Source organism: Corallococcus sp. CA041A (genome assembly GCF_003612075.1).
Classification (GTDB): Bacteria; Myxococcota; Myxococcia; order Myxococcales; family Myxococcaceae; genus Corallococcus; species Corallococcus exiguus.
This window is the reverse complement of sequence record NZ_RAWF01000592.1, coordinates 1-578: the sequence shown is the minus strand read 5'-3', so window position 1 is coordinate 578 and position 578 is coordinate 1. Positions and strand designations below refer to the sequence as shown.

Sequence of the window (578 nt, the reverse complement as noted above, 5' to 3'; positions counted from 1 at the left end):
GAGAGGCTGGCGGGCGGGTGGGGGAGCAGGCGCAGCGGCTCCGGGCCGAAGACAGCGTCCAACTCGTCCTCGACGAAGGGGCGGAAGCGCTCGCGGATGAGCACCTCCGGCATGCGCGTATCGCGAGCCTGCTCCAGGCCCTGGAGGAGCAGCTCGCGGACGAAGGCCTCGTTGAGCACCTTGGAGTCGAAGTAGCTCTTCTCCACGCGGGCCGCGTTCACCAGCACGATGCGGTCCACGCCCAGGGACGCCACGGCGGGCAGGACCTTCTTGAGCGCCTTGGGGCGCGGGATGGCCAGGAGCAGGTCCACGCCGGCCCGGGGCGGCGGTGAGTCCGTGAGGTCGACGCGCAGGTGGAGCAGGCCGGGGGCGTTCTCCAGCACCTCTCCCGTGCCGATGAGGCCGTTGAGGCGGCCCACGCGCAGGGATTCGCCGGGTTCGGCCTTGAGGACGTCGCGGGCGTGCTGGGCGCGGCGGCCGGTGAGCCGGGCGGTGCCGTCCGGCTGGAAGTCCTCGTCCAAGAGCAGGAGCAGGTTCACGGTCCCCTCCATGTAGCCGTTCCCGGGCGGGCAGGGGAG

General features: G+C 72.3%; 1 protein-coding gene. It reads right to left on the bottom strand.

Annotated features, from left to right (window positions below; all coding sequences use genetic code 11):
• Window positions 1–539, bottom strand: a 539-nt coding sequence (locus D7V77_RS42365) for a 16S rRNA (uracil(1498)-N(3))-methyltransferase (protein ID WP_120581764.1), incomplete at its 3' end; no start/stop codon positions are given.
• Window positions 540–578 lie beyond the last annotated feature (39 nt).